Annotated in this window: 18 protein-coding genes; 5 read left to right on the top strand and 13 right to left on the bottom strand. The window is 55.0% G+C overall.

Annotated features, from left to right (window positions below; translation table 11 throughout):
- Nucleotides 1–5: 5 nt before the first annotated feature.
- Nucleotides 6–212 (bottom strand): hypothetical protein, encoded by a 207-nt coding sequence (locus FBR45_RS13425; protein ID WP_138503180.1) that lies wholly within the window; start codon nucleotides 210–212, stop codon nucleotides 6–8.
- Nucleotides 213–294: 82 nt separating this feature from the next.
- On the opposite strand from FBR45_RS13425, the gene FBR45_RS13420 reads away from it, so the two are divergent.
- Complete coding sequence (locus FBR45_RS13420; protein ID WP_138503178.1) at nucleotides 295–693, top strand: gamma-glutamylcyclotransferase family protein; 399 nt, start codon at nucleotides 295–297, stop codon at nucleotides 691–693.
- Here FBR45_RS13420 and FBR45_RS13415 read toward each other — a convergent pair.
- The 6 genes from FBR45_RS13415 to FBR45_RS13390 all read right to left on the bottom strand — a co-directional run bounded on the left by FBR45_RS13415 (nucleotide 675) and on the right by FBR45_RS13390 (nucleotide 7,163).
- Entirely contained in the window at nucleotides 675–1,436 is a 762-nt protein-coding gene (locus FBR45_RS13415; protein WP_138503176.1) for a cytidine/deoxycytidylate deaminase family protein, read from the bottom strand. The two genes, FBR45_RS13420 and FBR45_RS13415, sit on opposite strands and share 19 nt — an antisense overlap.
- Before the next feature lie 71 nt (nucleotides 1,437–1,507).
- On the bottom strand, nucleotides 1,508–1,843 hold the full coding sequence (locus tag FBR45_RS13410) for a hypothetical protein (RefSeq protein ID WP_212748628.1): 336 nt from the start codon (nucleotides 1,841–1,843) through the stop codon (nucleotides 1,508–1,510).
- 131 nt (nucleotides 1,844–1,974) lie between these two features.
- A complete protein-coding gene (locus tag FBR45_RS13405; RefSeq protein WP_138503174.1) occupies nucleotides 1,975–2,829 on the bottom strand; it encodes a dienelactone hydrolase family protein in 855 nt (284 codons plus the stop codon).
- A 63-nt stretch (nucleotides 2,830–2,892) separates the two neighbouring features.
- On the bottom strand, nucleotides 2,893–4,173 hold the full coding sequence (locus FBR45_RS13400) for a metallophosphoesterase (RefSeq protein ID WP_138503172.1): 1,281 nt from the start codon (nucleotides 4,171–4,173) through the stop codon (nucleotides 2,893–2,895).
- Between the two features lie 328 nt (nucleotides 4,174–4,501).
- Complete coding sequence (locus FBR45_RS13395; RefSeq protein ID WP_138503170.1) at nucleotides 4,502–5,827, bottom strand: hypothetical protein; 1,326 nt, start codon at nucleotides 5,825–5,827, stop codon at nucleotides 4,502–4,504.
- 115 nt (nucleotides 5,828–5,942) lie between these two features.
- Nucleotides 5,943–7,163, bottom strand: coding sequence for a S8 family peptidase (locus tag FBR45_RS13390; RefSeq protein ID WP_138503168.1), 1,221 nt, complete (start codon nucleotides 7,161–7,163; stop codon nucleotides 5,943–5,945).
- Nucleotides 7,164–7,335: 172 nt separating this feature from the next.
- On the opposite strand from FBR45_RS13390, the gene FBR45_RS13385 reads away from it, so the two are divergent.
- Both FBR45_RS13385 and FBR45_RS13380 read left to right on the top strand, forming a co-directional pair.
- Nucleotides 7,336–8,130 (top strand): carbohydrate-binding family 9-like protein, encoded by a 795-nt coding sequence (locus FBR45_RS13385; protein ID WP_138503166.1) that lies wholly within the window; start codon nucleotides 7,336–7,338, stop codon nucleotides 8,128–8,130.
- A gap of 172 nt (nucleotides 8,131–8,302) precedes the next feature.
- Nucleotides 8,303–8,569: a hypothetical protein gene (locus FBR45_RS13380; RefSeq protein WP_138503164.1), complete on the top strand. Its 267-nt coding sequence runs from the start codon at nucleotides 8,303–8,305 to the stop codon at nucleotides 8,567–8,569.
- Nucleotides 8,570–8,720: 151 nt separating this feature from the next.
- Here FBR45_RS13380 and FBR45_RS13375 read toward each other — a convergent pair whose 3' ends face one another.
- From FBR45_RS13375 to recF, 6 genes are all read right to left on the bottom strand, one after another.
- Nucleotides 8,721–12,167 (bottom strand): efflux RND transporter permease subunit, encoded by a 3,447-nt coding sequence (locus FBR45_RS13375; protein ID WP_138503162.1) that lies wholly within the window; start codon nucleotides 12,165–12,167, stop codon nucleotides 8,721–8,723.
- A 69-nt stretch (nucleotides 12,168–12,236) separates the two neighbouring features.
- A complete protein-coding gene (locus FBR45_RS13370) occupies nucleotides 12,237–13,367 on the bottom strand; it encodes an efflux RND transporter periplasmic adaptor subunit (protein ID WP_138503160.1) in 1,131 nt (376 codons plus the stop codon).
- 19 nt (nucleotides 13,368–13,386) lie between these two features.
- Nucleotides 13,387–14,814 carry a TolC family protein gene (locus FBR45_RS13365; protein ID WP_246082234.1) on the bottom strand — a complete coding sequence of 476 codons (1,428 nt, stop codon included), beginning with the start codon at nucleotides 14,812–14,814 and terminating at the stop codon, nucleotides 13,387–13,389.
- Complete coding sequence (locus tag FBR45_RS13360; RefSeq protein WP_138503157.1) at nucleotides 14,738–15,397, bottom strand: TetR/AcrR family transcriptional regulator; 660 nt, start codon at nucleotides 15,395–15,397, stop codon at nucleotides 14,738–14,740. The genes FBR45_RS13365 and FBR45_RS13360 overlap by 77 nt, the downstream gene beginning before the upstream one ends.
- A 170-nt stretch (nucleotides 15,398–15,567) precedes the next feature.
- Nucleotides 15,568–16,938, bottom strand: a complete 1,371-nt coding sequence (locus FBR45_RS13355) for a glycoside hydrolase family 140 protein (protein WP_138503155.1) — start codon at nucleotides 16,936–16,938, stop codon at nucleotides 15,568–15,570.
- Between the two features lie 198 nt (nucleotides 16,939–17,136).
- Nucleotides 17,137–18,237, bottom strand: coding sequence for a DNA replication/repair protein RecF (gene recF, locus FBR45_RS13350; protein WP_138503153.1), 1,101 nt, complete (start codon nucleotides 18,235–18,237; stop codon nucleotides 17,137–17,139).
- Nucleotides 18,238–18,403: 166 nt separating this feature from the next.
- Between recF and pdhA the strand changes: the two genes are divergently transcribed.
- On the top strand, nucleotides 18,404–19,465 hold the full coding sequence (gene pdhA, locus FBR45_RS13345) for a pyruvate dehydrogenase (acetyl-transferring) E1 component subunit alpha (protein ID WP_138503151.1): 1,062 nt from the start codon (nucleotides 18,404–18,406) through the stop codon (nucleotides 19,463–19,465).
- Between the two features lie 140 nt (nucleotides 19,466–19,605).
- A complete protein-coding gene (locus FBR45_RS13340; RefSeq protein WP_138503149.1) occupies nucleotides 19,606–20,547 on the top strand; it encodes a ring-cleaving dioxygenase in 942 nt (313 codons plus the stop codon).
- Nucleotides 20,548–20,569: the final 22 nt, after the last annotated feature.

The following is a 20,569-nucleotide window of genomic DNA, read 5'->3' as shown; positions in this document are numbered from 1 at the left end:
TACGGCTAGTGGTTAGGGCATCCGCAGGGGTTTTTCTTGCGAAACAGACCCGTATTGAACAGGCCGCCCCGTTTGGGTTTATAGCCTTTACGCTTGCGTTTGAAGATGGCCGCTTCGGTAGTGACCTTACCAGCCGAGGCCCTGGTTTCGAGCGGGACCTCCACCAAAATAACCGAAGCCACCAGGGCTATCAATAACGTTGTCTTCTTCATAGTATCAACCTGTTTTGTCAGTAACGAAATTAGGAGCATATTAGTCCTGAATGATAACGTAAATTTATGATTCACAAGCCACATGGATCCAACTTATCTGTTCGTCTACGGCACGTTGCGCCCCGGTTTCAACAACCCGTTTGCCCAGCTCCTGCGCGCATCGGCCCAGTACATTGGTGATGGCACTCTGCCCGGACGGCTCTTCGACCTCGGTCAGTACCCGGGTGTTGTTCACGATCCCAGCGGCCCCGCCCTGGTTCGGGGCTCTGTCTATGACTTCGGCAAAAATAAGACCATACTCGACCAGCTCGACCATTATGAGGGCGTCAGCAACCCGCCCGACCCCGCCGATGAGTACAGGCGGGGCGTTGTTACGGTGGTCTGCAACGGTACTCTCCTCGACTGCTGGGTGTATCTGTACAACTGGCCCGTTGACAAGGCCCGTCTGGTTGCGTCAGGCACCTACAACATGAACGAATAAAACAGGCAATGGGCCAGCTGCCGCAGTACGGGGGCCGTCTGAGCCTGCGCTACCGGGTGTTTCTGGCTAAGCTGGTACCAGAACGGCGGCAGGCAACTGGCACGTGCGTTCATACCGTCATCGGGCCCGGTCGTTACGTAGCGCGTATCGACACCCGCTATCGACACCCGAACGAAACACATAGGGCAGGGTTCGGCAGAGGTGTAGAGCCGAAGCTGCTCGGTATAGATGGTGGTGCCGCCCCCGGTGAAGTTTCCTTTCGACTGGTATTTTCGGAATTGGGGTAGGGTTTCAAAATCGGTCAGCAGCGCCATCTCCCCGTGCAGGTCTGACCGACCGGTCTGGCGTTGCCGGTTGTAGGCGCCATGCAGAATATGCCCCCGGCCGTCGACCAGTACCGCCCCGATGCCGTACCCGCCGGCCAAAACGCCTTTCAGGGCCCAGTCGACAGCGGCTTTGGCATACCGATCTTCTGGATAAGCCGCGTCGGGCTGGTAACGATCCAGGTAGTTTTTGATTTTCCGGAAAATGATAGCTTTGGTATCGGCAGGGGTGATGCCGCAGGGGAGGGCCGTCAGTTCCGCCATCAGGGCGGCCCGGCTGGCCGGGGTTGCGTTTTCGATGCGCCCGGTATCGGCCCTGGCCCGGGGGGTTTGGGGGTGGTCAGCCAGCGCCACATCGGCCAGTACCCACATAAGTAGTTGACATAGAGCCGTAAACAGAAGCAGGTATTTGTGTTTCATGGGTCTGAAACTACAAAAAAATACCGACCCCGCGGGGGTCGGTACTGGCCATTGTCAGGCACTATCTATGCTTACCTGGGTCCGCGTGAGCGACCGTATGCGTTTCCGTTACTCCGGTAGCCATTGTTGCCCCGGTAGCCGTTATTGCTCCGGGCGTTGGGGCTATATGAGGGCCGGCTGTTGTAATACCGGCCGCGAGGCACCACGTAGGTCCGGCGTTGTACGATCACCGGCGGACGGCGGTAGTAGCCGGGCGGGTAGGGGCGAACCCCGTAATAAGGCCCGTACCCATAGCCATAGTTAGGAGCAGGAGCCGTGCGAACGCCAACATACGAGGGACCACAGCTAGCCATCACCACGACCAGCATCAGGGCCGTTAGCAGTGGCATGGGTTTTATCGTGTTCATAGTCGAGTGCGTTTAGTGTTCAACCTTTACCTGTTAGACAACCGAACCGGCGAAAGGTTTACTCTATCTTTAAAAAACAAACCCCGGAGTCGTTTAGTGCCCCGGGGTTTGCGCAGATGGGTTACAGCCTCTTAGGCCTTCAGTTTATCTTTCAGGTAACCTAGGGCCAGCTTGTAGGCATCGGCAGTGGCTTCTTTGTCGTAAACGGGGTTACTGGGGTTAGCAAAGCCGTGGCCCGCGTCGTACATCTTGACGGTTACTTTTTCGCCAGCCTTTTGCATGTTCTCTTCGAACTGCTTCACCGACTCAGGCGAGATGCCTTTGTCACGGCTGCCGAAAATACCCAGTACGTCGGTTTGAAGGGTTTTGAGCTTCTCTACATCCTGCTCTGGCCGGCCGTAGTACATAACGCACCCTTTGGCCTGTTTGCCTGCCAGCATAGCCGACTGCAGCGAGAGCATACCGCCGAAGCACCAGCCTACCGACGCAAATTCCGCCTTCGGACCGGCATACGCAATAGCTCCTTTCATGATGCTCGTCAGCCGGTTTTTGTCGGCTCCCTGCATCAGTTTACCGGCCTCAGCCGGCTCGGTGGCCACTTTCCCGTCGTACATGTCGACGGCCAGCACGTTCACATCGCTCAGGTCGTTGTAGAATTTCTCGGCTTCCTGCTTGATATTATCGTTCAGGCCCCACCACTCCTGATACACCAGCAGCCACTTGTTCGAGGCTTTCTTTGACTTGAGCAGGAATCCATTGGCCGACTGGCCGTCGGGCGTCGAGAATTTGATCATCTCCCCCGCGCCGGTATAGGTAAAGGGTAGGGGAGCCCGGTGGAGTTGCTGGAAAGCCGGATCAGCCGCCATAGCCGACATGTCGTTTCCACCATGGCAAACCGGGATTCGGGTTTCTTCGCGCTTCGTTGGCGACAGCATCGAGAAGAAAGAGGTCAACAGCGTGATGCCGGTAATGATAATTGTTTTCATGGAGTGTTTTGATTGGGATGAATCAGGAACGTAACGAAACGAGCAAGGTCGTGGTTTTAGCCATCAGGCTTTGGTAAGCTCAAAAATGGTGATTTCGGGCAAAATACCGACCCGGCCGGGGTAACCAATATAACCGAAACCCCGGTTTACATACAGCCGCTGATTGCCTTCCTGATACAGACCGGCCCACTGCTTGTAAAAATACTGCGCCGGGCTCCACCGTACGTCGCCAAGGTCAACACCGAACTGGGCGCCGTGGGTGTGGCCGCTGAACTGCACGTCGATATCGGGATACTGGGGGCGTACCTGGGCATCCCAGTGCGTCGGGTCGTGGGAGAGGAGCAGTTTGACCGGCGCATCGGCGGTTCCCTGGTACGCTTTGGCCAGATTGCCCGCCCGTAGTGCGGCTGGCCCAAATCCCAGGTTCTGCACCCCGATGAGCGCCAGCTGATCGCCGTTTTGTTCGAGCATTCGGTGTTCGTCCAGCAGGATGTTCCAGCCCATCTGTTTATGAGCGGCAATGACGTTCAGTACGTTCTGGCGTTCGGCCTGCGCACTTGGCCACTGTACATACTTACCGTAATCGTGATTACCCAGGGTCGAGTAAACACCCAGCGGGGCCTTCACCTTGTCGAAAATCGTAATGAACTCGTTGACTTCGTCGGCATGGCTATTGACCAGATCGCCCGTGAAGAATACGACATCCGGCTTTTCGCGCAGCAGCATATCGACCCCGCCCCGAACGGCCGTCCGGTTAAAGAAACTTCCCGAATGGATATCGGACAGCTGTGCAATGGTCATGCCATGGAAGCCCGACGGCAGGTTTTTGAGCGGCAACTTCACTCGTCGGATGCGGTAGTCGTGTGCGCCGGACAGGATTCCCCAGGAAAAGCCCACCAGCGGTACCGCGCCGACCACGAGGGCCGTTTTCATCAGAAAATCGGACCGGGAAATAGTGTCGGTAGGGGGTATGGTCTGGCGGGTAGGATCTACGACCGTTTCACGCACTTCCGGCTTGTAGAACAGCGACACGACCCAGCGAAAGAACCGCCCGATATCGTCGATGAACAGAATCAGAACGGCGAAGATTTTGGAAAAGTACGGAATAGCGATGGTAGCCCAGAGAAACGTGCGCGTGTTCTTACCGAACGAGTCGGGTGGCAGGTACTGCATGGCTACGTAGATCAGCAGCGACAGGCCCGTGAAGCCCCAGTACGCCATGGCGATGATACGCTGTGTGTTCTCAGTCGTTGATCGGCTGAGGGTTTTGACAGCCTGCCAGACATACCAGTCAATCAGCAGCATTATGGCAGGCAGAACAAAAAAGAAGGCAGTGCGATTCATGAAGAAAACCAGTGAGGGATTGCCTTTGGCTAACGGAATAGGGGTCTGTAAAGTTTTACATCCATTTCTCTGATGTTGTGATGTATTCCGGTATGCTCCGGCCGACCGTTTTTCGATACCCGGTTTGAAAACCGGGCCTATTCATTCGTCGCCGTTGATTAGACCTCCTTATTCATTATGATCATGAATAGTATGCCCCGGCCTGAAGGCCGGGGCATACTATTCATTGATCGCCGTTGATTAGACCACCTCATTCATTATGATCATGAATTGCCCTGGCCTTCAGGCCGGGAAAAATCAGAAAATCGGGGCATACCGTATCACGGCATCATTTTACGAATTCAATGATGTGTTCCGATTTGTATTCGCTCTTTTCGGGTTTGATATTTTTCACGAACAGGCGGGCACGCTGGCCCAGGCGCAGGCAGGTATGCTTGTTGGCAACATCGTCGGGGGTGTTCATGGGCTGGAGAGACGGGTACCAGAGGAAATAGCCGGGTTTGTCGAGCAGCAGTTTGGGCTTCGACCAGGCCTGCGATTGCATGGCTTCGCCCAGGTCTTTGTGTGGATTGAACGAAATATGGATGCTACTCCCCGCCCAGGACGAGCCCGTTACCTTACCCATCAGCATGACCCAGCCATTCAGATAGGTGTTCCAGCTCACCGACGGCCCCCAGTGAAAACCACCCGTTGGCGAAGAGGCTGCACCGCCACCCGCATCGCGCGGAATCTGTAGAGCCGCAATAGGCGCTCCAATGCCGTTGTGGGGGGCGTTAAACCCCTTACCGTCCCAGCGTCGGGCTTTACCAACCGGATTATCGAGATCGCTCAGCCGGATACGAGCCACGCTGATGCACTGGCCACTCCATTCTTTCTGCGCGTCGTAGGCTTTCTCTTCGTACTGACCGGGATAGCCGTACTCGCCGTAGAACAGGTACAGATAGTCTCCGCTAGCCACCGCCGACGGGTCGCCGACGCCCCCCGCAAACGTTTTGGAGGTGTTGTGCGGCTTCAGGATCAGCCGAGGTTGCAGATCTTCAATGAAAATACCTTTGTTCTCCCAGGCTTTACCCCCGTTTGTCGATTTCATGATGCCGATCCGGCAAACCGCGGCCGGCGAGGTGGGTCCCGTCAGGCCCTGCGGCCATTTTTTGTCGATATATCCTTCGCCCGTTGCAGAATCGTAGGGGAGGGTGGCCGGGTAATTTTCGTTGTGGTAAACAGCGTAGAGCGTCCTACCCGACTTGTCGGTTGGGTCCTGGTAGACCGTCTCGAACCAGACTGCTCCGTGTAGACCGGGCGTACCAACGGGTACGTTTTTAGGCATGGCAGGCTCGGTAAAATCACTGGCTTTACTCGCAAAAGCCTCTTCGGCATGTTTCCCGTCGGCGTATTTCAGGTCGCGGGCATTGCCCCAGAGCGGATCTTCGCCGTACTTTCCCGGAAAGATTCGGAACGTATCGCCTACCCAGGCTTCGGCCATATTGCAGTCGACGAACGAGTTGAACAGGACTTTTTGGGCGGGTATCAGCTTATACGTGGGCGGGGCAACAGCCGTGTTGGCCGTTTCCTGGTTGCCCGAGCAGCCGATCAGGCTCAGACTGGTTAACGCCAGCAGGCCCAGCGTGGTAGTTAGGTGGTTTGTTGTTCTCATACTGGCTGATAAAGAGTTGGCTGGTAAGTTCTCTACTTTTCAGTCCACACAAAAGCCGCGCCCAACCCGGGCGCGGCTTCGTAAGCAACTAGTCAGCTCAGTAAACGCGGCCGGCTCAGTCCTGAAGCGCCAGCTCCGGTACTTCGTATTCGACCAGCATCTCCGTTTTCGGGTTAGCCGTTTGTTGCTCATTGAAAGGCAGGAGCAGGTACCGGCGGAAGTAGCGACTCATCCGGCGAAGCGCCAGTAATGCATCCAGCCGGATGTAGGTCAGGCCGGTGTTAACTACGTTGTCGTCCTCATCATCGCCGTCTTTTATGGCCACACCCCCTTCGCGCAGGCACTGGACCAGCAAGGGAACAGACGGCAGGAAAGGCGCCTTGAACGTTGCCGGATACCGCGCGGCCAGCGTTTTGGCAACCCGCTGGTAATACTCCTGCAGCAGCAACACTACCCCCGCCGTTACGGGCGACGCCTGGCTGGTTCCATGCTGAATGGAGAACGCCGTATCGGAGGTGATTCCCGACGAAGTAATCGGCGCTCCCGGCGCGAAAATGTCCGTACGGCAGGCAGCGTGGCTGGTTTCGTGCAGACGCTGGGTAAACGGCGTCAGGCGACCCGGGCCCGTCGAAAACGCTTTGGCCCCGCTGAGGTAGCTGAAAGCGCCTTCATTAGCGTCATAAACGGCTCCAACGCTGATGGCTTCGCGGCAGATGCCGGGGTAACCCATACCCTGCTTGCTGTTATGTTTGAAGAAATCGTTACCGGCGGCAATCACCACAGCGACCCGTTTGGCCGACAGTTTCTTGATCAGATCTCGCACGCTATCGGCCGCAAACGCATCATCGTTCGGGTAGTTACCCGAATCGCCCAGCGACAGATTCACGACCGATATCTTGTGCGCTACGTGGTTATCCAGCACCCACTGAAGCGCATCTCTCACCGCCGTAAAGGAACCGCCACCGGTGTTCGACAAGACCTTGAGCGGCACAATGTTCGCTCCGGGGGCAATGCCGATGTTGATCTTGTTGGCCACGATGATACCGCCTACGTTGGTGCCGTGTCCGTTGCCATCGCTGGCGTTGTTGACGTTGCCCCCATTATCAGCCGTGAAGTTCCGCTGTGCCACGACCTTACCGGCAAAATCGACATGGGTCGTGCGGAGACCGGTATCCAGTACGGCGGCCGTCAGATTTTTACCGCTCACGTTGAACGAACTGCGCGCCGTAGTGGCCTGAATGAATGAGCTGGTCTGGATCAGTTCCAGCATAACATCGACCTGCTGGGGCCGTTCGACCGGGGCGATGGGTTGAGGTTGTCCGTTTAATGGATTCATTGGTTTACGAGGGTTTAGGAAGTGATTATTCCGATGAAAAAGTAGGGGAGATACCCAACCGTCCGAAGCGGGTTAGTTGGTTTAGTCGATTTGTCGGAAAAAGCGTCGGGTCCGGAAACAGGCAACCTGATTTTTTGTCAACTTGAGCGCTCCAACCCGTATAGCCAGTCTTATGCAGCCATTTTCTGCCCAAAAAATTTCGGATACCATCCAGGTCGATGGTGATCTGAGCAAAGCCGTCTGGCAAAACGCCACCTGGAGCCCTCGTTTTGTCGACATGGTAACGGGCGGCCAGACGCTGTACAACACGCAGGCCTCTATCCTCTGGAACGATACCCATCTGTACATCGCCTTCCGGGCCGAAGAACCGAACGTCGAAGCTCACCTGACCGAACGCGATTCGATCATTTTCCTCGAAAGCGACCTCGAACTCTTCATCGACGGGGGCGACTGCTATTATGAGCTGGAGGTAAACGCCCGCAATACGATCTACGAAGTATTTTTTATCTGGAAAGATGCCTACCAGCGCGGCAGCCGGTTCGACGTACCCCAGTTCGATGTGTTTCACCCGCAGGCGCTGACGTTTGGGGGCGATTATGACCGCAGTGGCGCATCGTTCTGGTACGGCACCCACCCGCGCGGCCTGCGGTGGGCCTTTCTGAATTACGACCTGCCGGGCCTCGAAACGGCCGTACAGATCGACGGTACCCTGAACGATGCCAGTGACGTAGATCAGGGATGGAGCCTCGAAATCGCCATTCCGTGGGCTAGTCTGACCTGGCTGGCCAACGGCCGGAGCCTGCCCCCTCGGCCCGGTGACCTATGGCGTATGTTTCTGGGCCGGTTTCAGAAGATTATGGTTTCGGGTACCGAGCTACAGCCCCACCCGGCTATGGTCATGAGCCCACACGGCCAGTACGATACCCACCAGCCCGATAAATGGAGCCAGATTATTTTTAAGGAATAAGACAGCTATTGATTGATAAGCTTGTAATCTCCAGCCAGCCCCTATGTTCAGATTTTACCAGCCGCGACTGAGTTATCCGCCCTGCAAAAGCTGAACGGAAAGAACGTAACTCACTTTGTGTTTAACTCGCTTTTGTCAATATTCGCTTTCCGAGTCAAACCAATCATTTGCTATGTCCACTACAACCAATTATTCAACCTTCACCACCGACGAACTGCTGGCCGAGCAGGCAAAGATCAAAAAACAGCGAACGTTTTGGGCTTTCGTTCTGGGCGCGTTTCTGGGTGTTCTCTTTTGGGCAGCTATAAGCGGGGCGTCTCTGATGAAGCTGCTGGTGCTGTTTGTCGCCTTTGGCATACTGGGAAGTGGTGGCAAAAAGAACGAAGACAAGTACAAAGCCATTCAGGCCGAAATCAGTAGCCGTAACCTTCAGGCATAACTATCGGTTGCCTTTCATCGTCACGTCCGGGCCGCTTCGACAGCCTTATACGCTAAATTGTTTGTTCCCTGAATGCTATAAACGAAGCATGGACGCCGGTTGCCCGCGTCCATGCTTCGTTTAGACTCTTATGGTATTGTTTAGCAGCCGCTTAGGATACCAGCTCTTCGGCTGGCTTCTGTTGCTGCTGCATCTCCAGCGCAGGGTCTTTCTTACCGAACCACTTCATCCGGATGCGCTCGTTGACCCAGTACATACAGGGTACAATGACCAGCGTCAGAATCGTTGAGAACGTAAGTCCGTAAATAATCGTCCAGGCCAGGATGTTCCAGAACACGGCGCTGTCACCACCAATGATGATGTTTGGAGCCAGGTCGCGGAACAGACCCACGAAATCGACGGTAAGACCGGTTGCCAGCGGAATCAGACCCAGTACAGCCGCCGATGCCGTGAGCAATACCGGCGTCAGACGCGTGGCTCCACCCTCGATGATAGCTTCCCGAAGCGGTACGCCCCGGCCTCGTAATTCATCGATAAACTCGATGAGCAGAATCCCGTTTTTCACCACGATACCCGCCAGCGCAATGATCCCTACGCCCGACATGATCACCGAGAAGGTTTTGCCCGTAGCCATGAAGCCCAGCAGTACCCCAATCAGCGACAGCAGAATGGTGAAGAAGATGATCAGCGGTTTCACGACCGAGTTAAACTGCGTGGAAAGGATCAGATAGATCAGCAGAATAGCCACGCCAAAGGCCGTAACGAGGAACGTAGCCGACTCCTGCTGGTCTTCCTGCTCACCACCCAGCTTCACCGAATACCCGTTCGGAATCTCCATCTGGTTAATAACCTGCTGAATCTGTCCGTTGATGACGTTGGCATTGGCGCCCGGCACCACATCGGAACTCAGCGTAACGAGCCGCTCCTGATTTTTCCGGTTAATCTGGCTGAACGTGGTCGAGTAGCTGATGTCGGCTACGGATGAGATCGGCACCTGACGCAGCTGACCGCCCAGATTCATATCGCGGTAAACGATGTTCAGACTCAGCAGCTGCTCAATCTGGCTCCGGTCGTTCTGCTTCAGCCGGACCATAATCGGGTACTCGTCTTTGGCATCGCGGAACTTCGATATTTCCGAGCCAAACAGGGCCGTACGGATCGAAAACGCCACCTGCTGAGCCGAAATACCTTCGCGCTGAGCCTTCTCCTTGTTGATATTGATAACGATTTCGGGCTTGTTGGTGATCAGGTCCGATTTCAGCTGGTCGATTCCTTCGATACCAGCCTGCTGAATATTTTGACGAACCGCTTTCTCCAGTTTGGTGAGTTCGGCAAACTCTTCGCCCGCAATCTCGATTGATATGGCTTTACCCGTTGGCGGGCCGTTGGCTTCGCGCTCAACCGATATTTCGGTACCCGGAATGCCCTGTACGGCCGCCCGGATCTTTTCCAGAATCTCGGCCGACGAACGACCACCCCGATCCTGCCCCTTCACAAACGCCACCGTTACTTTCGACTTCTGGGGCGTAGCGTTTCGATCAGGGTTGAACGGGTCGCCCGCGTTCTTACCCACGTTGGCAATGACCGAGTTCACCATATCTTCCGCTTTCTCATCCTTGAGGACTTTGAACACCCGTTGCTCAATGACCCGGGTTACCGAGTCGGTTACGCGGGCATCGGTCCCTACCGGCATCACGTTATAGACATAGGCATAGTCAGGATCACCGCTGGGGAAGAAGATCACCTTAGGCTGCACAATGCCCATCAGCACGAACGTCACAATCAACAACACGAACATACTGCCGATGGCAACTACCGGCCGCCAGCCTGTCAGCACCCACGAGATCAGCCGGCGGTACCCGCGCATTAGCTTGGGCAGCCATTTGTTCTGGAAGGGCACGATAATGCGTGGCGTCAGTATGTAATGGTTGAATACGTACAGGATGATAAACAGCACGAAAAGATTACCGATACCCCGGTCAATGACGTATCCTACGCCAGCCAGCGCGGTCATGATCATCAGCGGACGCTTGATCGTGTCGAAGCTGGTATCGGTTTCGTCGCCATGCTCCTCGTCGTGACGCTTCATGAACGATACCGCAAAGACGGGGTTCATGACGTAAGCCACAAACAGCGAAGCAAACAGGGTCAGAATCAGCGTCAGGGGCAGAAATTTCATGAACTCACCCACAATACCGGGCCAGAACAGCAGCGGGAAGAACGGGGCAATGGTCGTCAGCGTACCCGACAGTACCGGCACGAATACTTCGCCGGCCGCGGCTTTTACAGATTGTTTGATATCCCAGTCCTTATGCTGGTTGAACAGCCGGTGGGTGTTTTCGATCACCACAATAGCATCATCCACGACCAGCCCCAGACCCAGCAGGAAGGCAAACAGCACGATGGTGTTCAGCGTAAACGCAGCGCCCACAACCGGCCCAACGACCGGCATCAGTACGAAGGCCACCAGCGCTGACAGTGGCACCGACAAGCCCACGAAAATAGCGTCGCGGATACCCATGAAGAACATCAGAACCAGCACTACAAAAATGAACCCGAGTACAACGGTGTTGACCAGGTCATTGATCTCGGCCCGCGTCCGCTCCGACTGGTCGGCGGTAACGGTTACGTCGAGCCCCGGCGGGAAACGGTCTTCCTCAAACTCATCGATCGTGGCTTCGATCCGGTCCGAAGCGGCAATCAGGTTGGCCCCCGCCCGTTTGATCACGTTCAGCGTCACGACCGATTTGCCGCTCAGCCGGGCAAAATCCTGCTGCTCCTCGAACGAGTCGCGGACGTCGGCTACGTCGCCCAGGCGGATGGTAGCCCCTGTGGCGGTCCGGATTTGCAGGTTCTGCAGTGCCTGAACGTCAGAAAACTCGCCTTTTACGCGCAGCGTGCGCCGAACCCCTTCCAGGTTCAGTTCTCCGCCCGATACGTTTACGTTTTCACCCTGTACGGCCTGCTGAATATCAGTAAAGGCCAGACCCGCCGACTGCATTCGGGGCAGATCAACATTGATCTGAATTTCGCGCTTCAAGGCACCCACAATATCGACCCGGCTAATTTCGGGCATGGCCTCGATGGCGTCCTGCATGTCCTCGGCATAGGTCTTCAGCTGGTTCAGCGAGAAGTTACCGGCCAGGTTGATGTTCATAATCGGAAACTCCGAGAAGTTCACATCCTGCGCCGTTGGGCCGTCGTCCATCTTCTGGGGCAGGTCGCGCCGGGCTTTGTCGATGGCGTCGCGGACTCGTTGCAGAGCCTCGGCCGTTTCAACGTCGGGGTTGAACTCTACCGTGATCAGGGAAAAATCCTGCAAGGCGTTCGATTTCAGGCGTTTTACGCCCGAAATAGACTTGATCTGCTTCTCGATCGGTTTATTGATCGTATTCTCGATATCGGCCGGTGCCGTTCCGAAATAAGCCGTCGTCACGATGATCGTCGGCACTTTAATGTCCGGAAACTGCTCCTTGGGCAGGTTATTGTATACCAGCAAGCCGCCCAGGGTAATGATGACGGTAAAGATGTAGATAGCCGTTCGGTTCTCTACGCACCAGTTCGTGAAACCGAGTGTTTTTATGTGTTCTGCTTTCATCGAGAAATCAGTTTTTGGTTTTTCAGGCAGCGTGATGGGCGTTACCCCGTATTGACGCCCGAAAATCCATTAGTAGTTGATCGGTGTGCCGTCGGTCAGTTCCTGGTAGCCCTGGGTAACCAACTGGTCGCCGGGTTTCAGGCCTGCGATAATCTCAATCTGCCCGCCGTAGCTCTGACCCGGCGTAATTTTCCGCGACTTGGCCACTTTCTTGCCGCCTTCGTTCACGGCCACGTAGACCAGCTGACCCGATTCGGTGTTCTGAATCAGGTTTTGATTGATGACCAGCGCGTCGGCTTTGTTTACGTCATTGATCTTGATCTGCGCCAGCATGTTCGGTTTCAGCGACCGGTCCGATGGCAGCGGAGCTTCAATGGTAAACGTCCGGCTCAGCGGATCAACCGTTGTCGACACGAAATTGACGCGGGTTTTCAACTCCCGGTTCACGTCGGGGAAGCGTACAATGACCTCATCTCCCTTCTTCACACTACCCGCGTAGGTGTCGGCCACGTTGGCTTTCACCTTCAGCTGCGACAGGTTTACGATCTGAAACATGGGCATACCCGGCGCTGCCGATGACCCCACCTTGGCCAGTACTTTATCAACGACCCCTGAGATGGGCGCCGTTACGTTCGACTGGCTCAGCTGCGAGTTCAGGGTAGCCAGCCGACGCTCCAGCGACTCTTTGTTGTTTTTGGCCTGCAGGTACTGAATTTCGGTGCCGATCTGCTGTTTCCAGAGGTTGGCCTGCTTTTCGAAGACCGTGTTGGCCAGCGACAACTGGGTTTTTATCTCTTCGAGCGAGGTCCGCAGAATCTGATCGTCGAGCCGCGCCAGCACCTGGCCAGCCCGCACCGATGAGCCTTCTACCACATAAACCGCCGTTACCGCCCCGCCCGACTTGGGCGACACCTGTACGTTGTTTTTAGCGTCGATTGTACCCTGAAGTTCTACGTACCGCCGGAACGTACTGGCCGTTATCGGCGATACCACGACGTCTTTTACCCGGGCTTCTTCTTTCTTCTTCGGATCGAGTTTGGCCACTTCGCCTTCCAGCGTTTTGATCTGGGTGGCCAGTTCGGCCTGCTTGGCTTTCAGCTCGCTCAGCTCGGCGCGTTTGCCTTCCAGGTCGTTTTTCTTTTCTCCCCCACAAGCCATCAGCAAACTCGTGGTCAGGGCAATAGCGTAATATGCTTTCATGATTCGGTGTTGTTTGTCTTTAATTGCCTGTATACAGCTTACCCGTTGCTTTGTCGTAGTCAACTTTGGCCAGCATGAAATCCAGCAGCGATGCGAAGTAGTTGGTCTGCGCTTCGCGCGATGACGATTCGGCGTTCAGCACCTCAATATTCGACCCAACGCCTTCTTTGTACTTGATTCGGGTAACGCGCAGAATTTCCTGGGCCAGATCGAGGTTCCGCTTCTGCGTCCGGAGGGTCTGCAGGCTATTCTGAATCGTAATCTGCGACTGCCGGATCTGCAGGTCGATCGAGTTTTTCAGCAGGTTGCTACCCAGGCGGGCCTTATCGAGGGCAATCTTCCTCTGCTGGGCGGCATAGCGTTTCTGAAATCCGTCAAATACCGGCACCTGAATCTGCAGGTTGATAGCCGCCGAATTGAACCAGGTCGTCGTAAAAAAATCGCCCAGGTTATTCCGACCGTTGTTGTGACCATACGTTGCCGACGCCACCACCCGCGGAAAATACTGCTTGGCAATACTCTGGTAATCGAGGTCGGCCAGGGTGATCTGACTTTGCAGCACTGAGAACTCGACCCGCTGGCTGTAATCGAACTCCGGCGTAAACGCAACCGACCGTTCGAGCTGGTCGGGGTTGAGGTCCTGAATTTTGTCGGTCAGCACCACCACATCGTTCGTACCCAGGCCCATCTGAAATTTGAGCAGGTAATAGCTCAGCCCGATCAGGTTCTGAACGTTCTGCCGCTCAGCCTTCAGGTTGTTCGATTGTACTTCCAGACGGTCGACATCGATTTTCTCCACGAACCCCTGTTTATTCAGGGCCTGTGTTTCCTTGTAAAGCGAGTCGATGCGGCTGATGTTGTAATCGAGCAGCTTGATACGCTCTTCGCTGACCAATACATTATAATAGGCTTTGGCCACCTGCTCAGCCACGTTGATTTTGGAGGCCGTCACGTTTTTCTGACTCAGCTCCCGCAGGGTGGCCGCTGCTTTCAGCCCAATTTTATACGAAGCATCGAACAGGAGCTGGTTGACCGTTGCCTGTACGTTACCCTGAAAGTTTACCCCGAACGGGATCGCCGTTACAGCTGCATCTTCGGGCTGGGTGCCACTGCCCGCCGTTGTCGACGAGGGCGCCCCGAAACCACCCGCTGGTAAGATAAAGCGCTGAATAATGGCATTATACGTCAGTAAGCTTCCTATACTGACCTGCGGTAACGTGGTCGACTTTACTTCTTTGATCCGGGATTCGGCAGACGCGGCATCCAGACGCGATGTTTGCACATTGATGTTGGCCGAGGTGGCAAACTGAATGGCTTCCTGCAGCGAGAACTCTTGTCGCTGGGGCTGCTGGGCCCATACCAGGCTGGTACTACTCAGTAGGGAGAGTAGCCAGACCGCTAGTATCCGCCTTGTGTTCCTGAACGTCATGATTGTATAGATTGACATACTGATTGTAGATGGTGAAGCCCTGTTCCGTAAGCATCCCCCTAACGAAGTGATGGATCAGCTCCCGCTGCACGTCGATCATGGAATACTCAGTGGTTGGAAAAAAATCGTTATTGAACGCCAGCTCGATTTGCTCAACTCGCATCCGGGCCAGAATAGCCGGATTGATATCGGGTCTGTATAAACCGAGCGAGATTCCTTTTTGTATATTTTCAAGAATCGATTTCAATATATGCCGATCCATGTGCTCGCGGAAAAGCGTAAATGCTTGCGGATAATGACGCTTCACGTCCATCACCAGATTAGGACTAACCTGATCCTGGTGTTTATGCATCATTTCCAGCACAATCAACATTTCTTCTATCGGATTGCTGGTTTCCGAGACTACACACTGCATTTCCGTAACGTCGGTACTGATTTTGTCCTGAATGACCTGGTACAGAATCTGTTCTTTGTCACTGAAATGCTGATAGATCGTCTTTTTGGAGATACCCAGCTGCCGGGCAATGTCGTCCATTGTTACCGAGCGCACCCCGTATCGCCAGAATAGCCGTTCGGCCTCCGATAAAATCCGTTCCTTCATATTGGAATTGTACTTTATCGGGTAAAACCGCGGAAACTCCGCAAAGGTTCGGAGTTTCCATTATATATTTTCAGATAAAATGATGAACGGCCAAAATACGCGTGCGAACCAACGTAAACGCCCGACGAAACCGAAATTTCGCCGGGCGTTAGTGGCTTACCTTAACTGACTTACTGCACCCCGTCGAGCACCAGCACCCAATCCTGACCATAGCCGGAAGCGGGCGGGGCAAACCGTTGCTGACCCGTGTTGGTTATGGTGCTGTGCTCTTTTATTTCTCCGGTACGCGGGTTTAGCCAGGCCGTTTTTACCTTCGAGCCGCTGATTTTGCCCAGGTTGACCGTAAACGGTTTTCCGGCCGCTGTATATACGAACGCATAAGCCCGGCCCCGCGTGGCCTGTATCCGCTCGGCGGGCGGGTAGTTATTCTCGACAATCAGCGACTGATCAGGCACGCGCTCCAGCATTGGCCGCGACTCCATCAGCTGCCGGACAAATTTCATCTGGTTGGCAGCGGGCAGCTCGAGGGCCTCTGACCAGGGCATACGCGCTCCGTTGACCGACTCCCGACCCGGCGCGTACATTTGCCAGATATCGTGGCAACCGTAGGTATGGCCGTGGGCCCCGGCAAACAAATCGAGGTAAGCATACTTCCGGACGTCGTAGGCGTTGGACAGGCCGAGGTCTTTGGCGTTGAAGCAGACTGGATGATCTTCGTAGATGGGTTCGGCATCCATCGTGGGCCGAACGGGGGTTTTGTTGTACGACACGCTGATATGATCGTACATGGGCGTGTCGCGGCAGTGTCCGTTCTGGTGCATGTTGAAATCCAGCCAGGTGTCGTTGCCGAACCATTCGGTGGCTCCGCCTTTGAGTCCGTTCGGCTGCGGGTGATAGCTGATCAGGGCTTTGTCGGCTCCGCTAACCCCCGTTTCGATACCGCCGGCCATAGCCTGCCAGACCGCCACATCCTGCGAGTTGGCGCGGGGGTTTCGGTCGCCCCCGATAATCCAGATAATGTTTGGCCGGTTTTTGTACCGGTTGCCGATCCACTGCCCGTAGGTTCTGGCGTTGCCGACTGTAAAGATTTCGGGACCTTTACCCCAGCTGCTTTTGAAGAGTTTGTCGCCCCAGGTAGGCAGAAGGCTAATAACGATACCGTACTCGGCGGCTTTGTCGATCACGTAATCGACGTGTTTGAAGTACGCTTCGTTTGGCTTCGTAGGGTCGTTGTTAAGCAGGGGTTTATCACCGTTGGCGTTGGGTGTATCCAGGCCATCCAGCTCAGCCAGAGCAACGGCCTGAACGACCGTAAACCCCTGCTCGGCCCGGCGTTTCAGATACTGGTCCGCTTCGGCGCGGTTGAGTCGGTGAAACAACTCCCAGGCCGTATCGCCCAGGTAGAAGAACGGTGTACCATCCGCATGAACCAGGTAACGCCGGTTCTCCGACACCCTGAGCGGTCCACTCGAGAAGGGCTGCTGACCAAAGGCCAGCCCACTAACCAACAGTACGATAATAAGAGTAAGGGCTCTTTTCATGAAAAGTTATAATTACGGGTTTAGGCTACACCCAGTTGGCTGGCCCAGCGACGACAAGGCACGACCAGCCACCGCATCGCAACTCGGCTTCGGGATCGATGCAGCCAGGTTGCGTAGAGTAAAAGGAAGGTTTCTGACCAACTTACTACCGAGCTGTTCTGCCAGGATCAGCAGCGGGGTGGCCGGTGGGGAGAAGCATCAGAGCGGGTTGGTGTCGCCTGTTTCGAAGAACCGGACCTCGGCCTTTACCTCACTTAATAAATCGCGGGTCCGTTCGGCGCGGGCGTCGGTAACGAAGATCTGCCCAAACGCACCTTCGTCCATCCGGGCAATCAGTTTGCCGATGCGCTGGTCGTCGAGTTTGTCGAAGATATCATCCAGCAGCAGGATAGGCTTAATGCTTTTGACCGATTCGAGCCAGTCGAACTGAGCCAGTTTCAGCGCAATCACGAAGGTCTTCTGCTGCCCCTGCGAACCGAACTTTTTCAGCGGTACATCGCCGATCAGGAAATTGTAGTCGTCTTTATGTATGCCCATTGTAGTCCGTTGCAGTACCGTATCGCGCCGTCGAAAATGGCGGAACTCCTCGGCAAACCCCGGATTGCTCACCTCCGATTCGTAGACGATATTGACTACTTCGCGCTCGTTGCTGAGGTACGCATAATGCGACTGAAAAAAGGGGAGGTACTCGGCGATGAACTGCTGCCGCCGGTCGTGAATCCGCTGACCGATAACAAGCAGCGGCTCGTCGTACGTATCCAGCATGTCGTTGTCGACCTGATTCCGCTCGGCAAACAGTTTGAGCAGGCTGTTACGTTGTTTGAGTACGTGCTGGTAGGTCAGATAATCCTGCAGATAATCGGCGTCGAGCTGCGACAGAACCCCGTCGAAAAAATGGCGCCGGTCTTCGGAATGTTCGCGCACCAGATCGGTATCGTTCGGCGCAATCAGAACAACCGGGAAGCGGCCAATGTGGTCACTGATTCGTTCGTACGGCTTTTTGTCAGCCATGACTACCTTTCGCTGGCCGCGTTGCAGACTAATCGTGATCTGGGCGTGGTGATGTTCGGTTTCCTGGAAAACCCCGTCGATGATAAAATAATCGGCCCCGTGCAGTATGCTGAACGCGTCCTGATTCTGAAAGGCACTTTTGCTCAACGACAGGAAATAGACCGCATCGAGCAGATTCGTTTTTCCGCTGCCGTTTGGCCCAACAATTACGTTTACCTGCCGCCCAAACGCATATCGCCCGTCTTCATAATTCTTAAAATTGGTCAGGCTCAGCTTTTCGAGGTGCATAGGTGGTGTATAACGCGGGAATGCGTAATTTCGCGGTCAATTGTCGGTTTAACGCATAACTGTAAGCCGTCGATATTGGCAACAAAGATACGGTCGCTTTGTTAGGTTAATAAACCCAGAGTGAGCCGCTATCGGCGTCTGCCCATTTCAATAGAACTCATTTCTCATGGCAAGCGTAAAAGACAAAAACCCAGCCGCAGCCAGTCAGCCCAAGAATGGGAAGGCCCCGGCCCCGGCCAAAACGCAGCACCCAAAAGAGCGTTACCTGTATTGGTACGAATCGATGCAGCTGCAACGCAAGTTTGAAGAAAAAGCCGGGCAGCTCTACGGGCAGCAGAAAATCCGGGGTTTTTGCCACTTATACATTGGGCAGGAAGCCGGCTCATCGGGCTCGTACACCGCGCTTACAAAAGACGACAAATGGATCACAGCCTACCGCGACCACGGTATCCCGCTGGCGCTCGGCTCTGATCCAAAAGCCGTCATGGCCGAGCTGTTTGCCAAACAAACGGGCTCTTCGAAAGGGAAAGGCGGCTCGATGCACATCTTCGATAAATCGGTCAACTTCATGGGTGGCCACGGGATCGTTGGTGCGCAGATACCAATGGGCGCCGGCATCGCCTTTGCCGAGAAGTACAACAAGACGTCTAACCTCTGTATCTGTTTCATGGGCGACGGAGCCGTTCGGCAGGGAGCACTGCACGAAGCGTTCAACATGGCCATGCTCTGGAAACTACCCGTCATCTTCGTGGTAGAAAACAACGGTTATGCCATGGGTACCTCCGTAGCCCGCACCTCGAACGTAACGGAGCTGTATACCCTCGGCGAATCGTATGACATGCCCGCCGAACCGGTCGACGCGATGGACGTTGAAGCCGTTCATGACGCCGTGAGCCGCGCAGCTGATCGCGCCCGGTCGGGAGAAGGGCCTACCTTCCTTGAGTTCCGGACCTACCGCTACCGGGGCCACTCGATGTCCGATCCGCAGAAGTACCGCTCTAAAGAAGAAGTAGAACAGTACAAACAGCGCGATCCGATCGAAATGGTGAAGAGCCGCATCCTCGAGCAGAAACTGGCAACCGAAGACGATCTGGCCGCCATCGACCAGAAAATTAAAGGTATTGTCGATGAGTCGGTTAAGTTTGCCGAAGAGTCGCCGTACCCGCCAGCTGAAGAAGCTTATAAAGACGTCTACGTTCAGAAAGATTACCCATTCCTTATGGAGTAATCCATGCTGATTTTCATTTTTAAGCCCGGCTTTTATGAGTCGGGCTTTTTTTGTTGAACAAATTCTAAAAATTAAATGTATATACATCAAATACATCTACACGTATTAAACAAAGACGCTCACAATTAACTTTTTGCACTATGGAAACCCTTATCAATGGCCTGCACCACGTAACGACGCTGGCTGGCGACACGCAACGCAACGTTGATTTTTATACCGACATCATGGGCCTGCGGCTGATCAAGAAAACGGTCAACTTCGATGCGCCTGATGTGTACCATCTCTACTACGGGGACGAAGCCGGATCGCCCGGTACCATTCTGACGTTTTTTCCCTACGGCAGCGGATTACCCCGTGGCCGGAAAGGCGTAGGTCAGCTGACGTACACCGCGTTTTCGGTACCTACCGCTTCGTTGCAGTACTGGATGGATCGGCTCAACGAGCGCAGTATTCCCTACGCAGGACCCTACAAACGCTTTTCCGAATCGGTTCTTCGGTTTGAGGATGGCGACGGGGCTGGTATCGAACTCGTTTTCAACAACGAAGATCAGCGCCCGGGCTGGGACAATAAACACATCCCGGCCGAGTACGCCGTTCGTGGTTTTCATACCGTTACGCTGAACGAGCAAAACCCCGACCGGACTATCAAACTGCTGACCGATACCATGCAGCATACGCTGGTAGGGGAGGAGCAGGGCCGCTTCCGCTTCAAAGCCGGTACTGGCGGCCCCGGCAACTATGTCGATGTGCAGGTATCGCCGGGTGATGTCAGGGCACTGCAGGGTGCCGGTTCGGTTCACCACGTAGCTTTCTCGACCGATACGGACGAGACCCAGCTGGCTATCCGCGATGAGCTGATGCGGGCCGGTTTTCAGCCAACTACGGTCCTGGACCGGAATTATTTTCATAGCATTTATTTCCGCGAGCCGGGCGGTATCCTGTTTGAGATTGCGACCAACCCGCCGGGCTTCACCGTCGACGAACCCCTCGCGGAGTTGGGTCAAAACCTGAAACTGCCCGCTCAGTACGAAGCCCGCCGGGCCACCCTGGAACAGGCGTTGCCCCCCATCGTTGTCCGGTAAATGATCAGTGCCCGGACGCAGC

Origin of the sequence: Spirosoma lacussanchae (genome assembly GCF_005870035.1) — a bacterium.
Taxonomy (GTDB): Bacteria; Bacteroidota; Bacteroidia; order Cytophagales; family Spirosomataceae; genus Spirosoma; species Spirosoma lacussanchae.
Note: the sequence above shows the minus strand (reverse complement) of the source record. Positions and strands in the feature narration are given on the sequence as shown.